General features: G+C 66.9%; 5 protein-coding genes. 2 read left to right on the top strand and 3 right to left on the bottom strand.

Annotated elements, in window-relative coordinates; all coding sequences use genetic code 11:
• The 3 genes from Q0Z44_RS18030 to Q0Z44_RS18020 all read right to left on the bottom strand — a co-directional run.
• The coding region (locus tag Q0Z44_RS18030; RefSeq protein WP_298015357.1) for an ATP-binding cassette domain-containing protein at nucleotides 1-748 on the bottom strand (748 nt) is incomplete at its 3' end.
• Nucleotides 749-789: 41 nt separating this feature from the next.
• Nucleotides 790-1,740, bottom strand: coding sequence for an ABC transporter permease (locus Q0Z44_RS18025; protein ID WP_298015355.1), 951 nt, complete (start codon nucleotides 1,738-1,740; stop codon nucleotides 790-792).
• 51 nt (nucleotides 1,741-1,791) lie between these two features.
• Complete coding sequence (locus tag Q0Z44_RS18020; protein WP_298015353.1) at nucleotides 1,792-2,802, bottom strand: sugar ABC transporter substrate-binding protein; 1,011 nt, start codon at nucleotides 2,800-2,802, stop codon at nucleotides 1,792-1,794.
• 183 nt (nucleotides 2,803-2,985) lie between these two features.
• Here Q0Z44_RS18020 and Q0Z44_RS18015 point away from each other — a divergent pair, with 183 nt between their 5' ends.
• The gene (locus Q0Z44_RS18015; RefSeq protein WP_298015351.1) at nucleotides 2,986-3,939 is read left to right on the top strand and encodes a PfkB family carbohydrate kinase; all 954 of its coding nucleotides are present in this window, start codon (nucleotides 2,986-2,988) and stop codon (nucleotides 3,937-3,939) included.
• Between the two features lie 41 nt (nucleotides 3,940-3,980).
• The gene (locus tag Q0Z44_RS18010) at nucleotides 3,981-5,237 is read left to right on the top strand and encodes a PLP-dependent transferase (protein WP_298015348.1); all 1,257 of its coding nucleotides are present in this window, start codon (nucleotides 3,981-3,983) and stop codon (nucleotides 5,235-5,237) included.
• Nucleotides 5,238-5,303: the final 66 nt, after the last annotated feature.

The following is a 5,303-nucleotide window of genomic DNA, read 5'->3' as shown; positions in this document are numbered from 1 at the left end:
CCGCCACGGTGTCGGACATGCTGACCACCTTGGGGTTCAGGATCGCGGCGCGCCGGCCCAGGCGTTGCACATGGATGCGGTCGGCGATCTCGAACACGTGTGGCATGTTGTGGCTGATGAGGATCACGGGCGGGCCCTTGTCCCGCACGCGGCGGATCAACTCCAGCACCATGTTGCCTTCCTTGACGCCCAGGGCGGCGGTCGGCTCGTCCATGATCACCACATGGCGCGCAAAGGCGGCGGCGCGGGCCACGGCCACACACTGGCGCTGACCGCCCGAGAGCGTTTCGACCGCCTGGGTCATTGAGCGGATGCCCACCTTCAGGTCGTTCATGCGCTCGATGGCCTCGGCCAGCATGCGCCGCTTGTCGATCACCTTGAACAGCTGGTTCAGCGCGCCCGGCTTGAAGAGCTCGCGGCCCAGGAACAGGTTCTCGGCAATCGTCATTGCCGGCGCGACGGCCAGGTCCTGGTAGACGGTTTCGATGCCGTGGCGTCGGGCGTCGATCGGGCTCTTCATGTGTATGGGTTGCCCGTTCATCAGGATCTCGCCTTCATCCGGCACCAGTGCACCCGACAAGGCCTTGATCAGCGACGACTTGCCCGCGCCGTTGTCGCCGATCACGGCGAGGATTTCTCCGGCGCGCAGTTCGAAATCCACGCCGTCGAGCGCGGTGACCTGGCCGTAGCGCTTCACCAGGCCCCGGGCCTGCAGCACGATCGGTGGGGTGGAGGCGGAAGCCCGCATGGTGGCTCCTTCAAAGTCGGCTTGGAGGATGGCAGACACGGTCAGGCTCGCTTGTGTGAGAGTTGGTCGGTGGCCACCGCCAGGATCACGAGGATGCCGGTGATGAGGATCTGGTAGACGGACGACACGCCCATCAGCGTCAGGCCGTTGCGGAACACGCCCACGATCAGCGCGCCGATCAAGGTGCCGACGATGATGCCGCGCCCCCCAAACAGGCTGGTGCCGCCCAGCACCACGGCGGTGATGGAATCGAGGTTCTCCGTCTGGCCGGCCTGCGGGTCGCCCACGCCCGTGCGGGCCACGGACAACAGCGCCGCGATGCCGTAGAACGTGCCGGCCAGTGCATACACCGTCAGCAGCGCGCGCTCGGTCGAGATGCCGGTGAGGCGTGCGGCCTCGCGGTTGTTGCCCACGGCGTACAGGTGGCGGCCGGGGGCCGTGTGGCTGAGGCCGAACCACACCATCGCGTAAAGCGCCAGCATCACCAGCACCCCGCCTGCCACCGGCGTGCCGAGGATCATGATCGGGTCACCCAGAAAGGTCATCGCCTCCGGCAGGTCGGTGATGGTCTGGGCGCCCGAGTAGAGCTGTGTGATCGCAAAGGCGATGTTCATCGTGCCCAGCGTCACGATGAAGGGCGGCAGCTTGATGCGGGTCACCAGCAGGCCGTTGAGCAGCCCGAACGCCGTCGTGGCACCAATGCCAAACAACATCGCCAGCAACGGGTGCAGCCCCATCTCGGTCGCCAGCTTGGTCATCACGATGGAGCCGAGCGCCATCACCATGCCGCACGACAGGTCGATGCCCGCCGTGAGGATGATCAGCGTCTGGCCAATGGCCAGCAACCCCACAACCATCACCTGCTGCAGGATGAGCGAGAAGTTCTGACCCGACAGGAAGTTGTCGGCCTGGGTGGCAAAGAAGGCGCTCGCCGCGAGCAACGCAAGCAAGGGCCCGAGGATGGCCATGGGCGGCAGTGTCCAGTCTTTCATGAGCTCAGCCCGGTTCGGTGAGGTGGAGGTCGCCAGCATGGTGTGCCCCGCTTACTTCTTGCCCCAGCAGAGGTTCAGGCCCGTCTGGGCATCCTTGCTGTCCACGCCAGGGGCGGCCTTGCCTGCAATCAGCGTGACGCCGGTGTCGGTGTAGCCGGCCACCTTCTTGCCCGTCTTTGCGTACTGAACGCCGGCGTCCACGCCCATCGAGGCCATCTTCAGCGGGTACTGCTGCGAGGTTGCAGCTATCTTGCCGGCGGCAACATCCTTCACGCCCTGGCAGCCGCCGTCGACCGAGACGATCATCACGTCCTTCTCCTTGCCAGCGGCCTTCAGCGCCTTGTAAGCGCCTGCAGCGGCCGGTTCGTTGATCGTGTAGACGAGGTTGATGTCCGGGTTCTTCTGAAGGCAGTTTTCCATCGCCGTCTGGCCCTTGGCCTGGTCGCCGAAGGAGTCGGCCATGCACACCACCTCGGCGGGCTTCGACAGTTCGTTCGACGTGGCCGGGTTCGCCGCGAGGCCAAAGCCTTTCAGGAAGCCGTTGTGGCGCTGGGCCCCCACCGGGTGGCCGGGGAACAGATCCAGCGTTGCGATGCGGGCCGGCTTGCCGCCCAGCGACGCTTTTGCGTACTGACCGATCAGCACGCCGGCCTTGTAGTTGTCGGTGGCGAACAGCGCGTCCACGGCCTCTTGCGGATCGGTGGGGCTGTCGAGCGCGATCACCATCACACCCTTGTCACGCGCCTTCTTGATGGCCGGGACGATCGCCTTGGCGTCGCTCGGCGTGATCAGGATCGTCTTGGCGCCGGCGGCCATCATGTTCTCGATGGCGGTGACCTGTCCGGCGTTGTCACCGTCCTGTTTGCCCGCAGCGGTCAGCAGCTTGACGTTGTGTGCCTTGGCGGCCGCCGTCGCACCTTCCTTCATCTTGACGAAGAAGGGGTTGGTTTCCGTCTTCGTGATCAGTCCGATGACAGGCTGATCGGCTGCTGCAGCGAACTGGCTCAGCGTGGCCAGCGCCACAGCGCTCAGGGTGGCAACAAAGGTGCGCGAGATCGGCATGGTGTGTTCCTCGGTCGGGTTGTGTCGTCAAGCCTCGTTGCCCGTCGGGGGACAACGGAAGCAAGTATCTGAACGCTCCATTAATAAATCAACCCGTTTTATTTATGACAAACCCTAGTGTCAGAGGCATGAGCGCAGGGGCACACTCGGCGGCGTTCTGTCCTATCTCCCGCAGGAGAACCCATGTTTGCAGCCCTCGGCGAAGCCCTTGTCGACCTCATCGAACACCCGGACGGCCGGTACGAGCCCTGTCTGGGCGGCTCCGTGTGCAATTTCGCCCGAGCCATGGCCCGGCAGGGGCAGCGCGTCCGCTACCTCAACCCGCTTTCGTCTGACACCTTCGGGCAGCGCTTCGTGGCTCGCCTGCAGAGCGATGGCGTCGACCTGGGTCAAGTGCCGCGCAGCGCCTGCCCGACATCGCTGGCCGTGGTGTCCCTCGGGCCGGGTGGTGTGCCGTCTTACACCTTTCACCGTCAGCACGTGGCCGACCGCGATGGCACGGCAGACGAGCTGATTGCACGCCTGCCGGCGGCCTTGCGCCTGATTCACACCGGTGGGCTGGCATTGGCGCCGGGGGATTGGCCCAAGGCCCACACCGTGCTGCTGGCTGCGCAGCTGCGTGGCGCGGTGGTGTCGGTGGACGCCAACCTCCGGCCGGTGGTCGTCGGCCCCGGCGCAGCCGACCAGGCCGCCTATGTGAACGCGGTGCGCCAGGCCCTCGGCATGGCACAGATCGTCAAGCTCAGTGACGAAGATGTGCGCGCCATGGGCTGGCACAGCGCCGACCTGAGCGCTGTCGGGGCCCAGCTGCTGTCCAACCCCATGACGCAACTGGTCGCCTTCACGCTCGGTGCCGACGGCGCGATGCTGATGACCCGACAGGCGTGCGTGCAACTGCCCGTACCGGCCGCGGTGGCGGTTGTCGACACCGTTGGGGCGGGCGACTGTTTCCAGGCGGGGCTGCTGGCCTGGCTGGCCAACGAGCACCATCTGACGGCCGATGCGCTGGGTCAGCTCACCGCGTCCGATCTGGAAGCCGCCTTGCGCCACGCCATGGCCACGGCCGCCATCAACGTGCAGCGCAAGGGGTGTGAGCCCCCCGGCTGGGATGAAACGCGGGCCTGGCTGCGAGCCTGACTTGCGCCAGGGGCCGGCCACGCTGCGCTAGCATCCCCTGCATGACCGCACCCGAACAGCCTTCCTCCGATGCCGCCGTGCCCGCCGAGCAGCCTGTGGGCCGCGCCACCGGCCTGATTCACCACGCTTACGAGCCGCCGGGCGGTTTCGGCTCGGTGCAGCCCGGCGTCTTCAAGGCCTCCACCGTGTTCTTCCAGGACACGGCCGCGCTGAAGGCGCGCGAGTGGAAGGACAAGAGCGGCTACACCTACGGCCTGCATGGCACGCCGACCACCTTCACGCTCGAAGAGCGCCTCGCCACGCTGGAAGGCGGTCGCCAGTGCCTGCTCGCGCCCTCGGGGCTGTCGGCGCTCACGCTGGTGGCGCAATCGCTGCTGAAGGCCGGCGACGAAGTGCTGCTGCCTGACAACGTCTACGCACCGAACCGCGACTTCACCCGGGTGGAGTTGGCTCACTGGGGCGTCACGCACCGGGTGTACGACCCGATGGACCCGGCCTCGCTCGCCGGCCTCATCAACGAGCGCACTCGTCTGCTGTGGCTTGAGGCGCCCGGCTCCGTCACGCTCGAGTTCCCTGATCTGCAGGCCTTGCTCGCCGTGGCCCGGCAGCACCCGCGGCTGGTGGTGGCGCTCGACAACACCTGGGGGGCGGGGCTCGCCTTCAACCCCTTCGAGCTGGGCGTGGCAGGCGGGCAAGCCTCGTCCGGCGTCGACATCAGCGTGCACGCGCTCACCAAGTACCCATCGGGCGGGGGCGACGTCCTGATGGGCTCCGTCGTCACGCGCGACGAGGCGCTGCATCTGCAACTCAAGCTCACGCACATGCGCCTGGGTCTGGGCGTGGGCGCCAATGACGCCGAGGCGCTGCTGCGCGGGCTGCCCAGTCTGGCGCTGCGGTACGCCGCGCACGATCGGGCGACCCGTGCCGTGGCGCAGTGGCTCGCTGGGCGGGACGAATTCACCCAGGTGTTGCACCCAGCCTTGCCCGAATCGCCCGGGCACGCTGCGTGGGCCCAGGTCGCCACGCAGGCGGGCGGGCTGGTGTCGGTGGTATTCGATCACCGGCGGTTTGGGGCCGACCGTGTCGACGCCTTTGTGGATGCGCTTCGCCTGTTCCGCATCGGCTATTCATGGGGTGGGCCGGTGAGCCTGGTGATGCCGTACAGCCTGCGTGGCATGCGGCAATTCGGGCCGCTGGCCGGCCGGGGCGACGACACCCTGGTGCGGTTCGCGATCGGCCTGGAGGAGGTCGACGACCTGCTGGCCGACCTGGATCAGGCTCTGAAGGTCTTGGGCTGAGCGACTGAAGCGCCTGGTCGCTTCGCTCCTCAATCCTTTGGATTGGATGAGACCTTCTGTCTCATC

Origin of the sequence: uncultured Aquabacterium sp. (assembly GCF_947366995.1) — a bacterium.
Taxonomy (GTDB): Bacteria; Pseudomonadota; Gammaproteobacteria; order Burkholderiales; family Burkholderiaceae_C; genus Aquabacterium.
The sequence above is the reverse complement of the archived record's forward strand: the minus strand, read 5'-3'. Positions and strand labels throughout refer to the sequence as shown.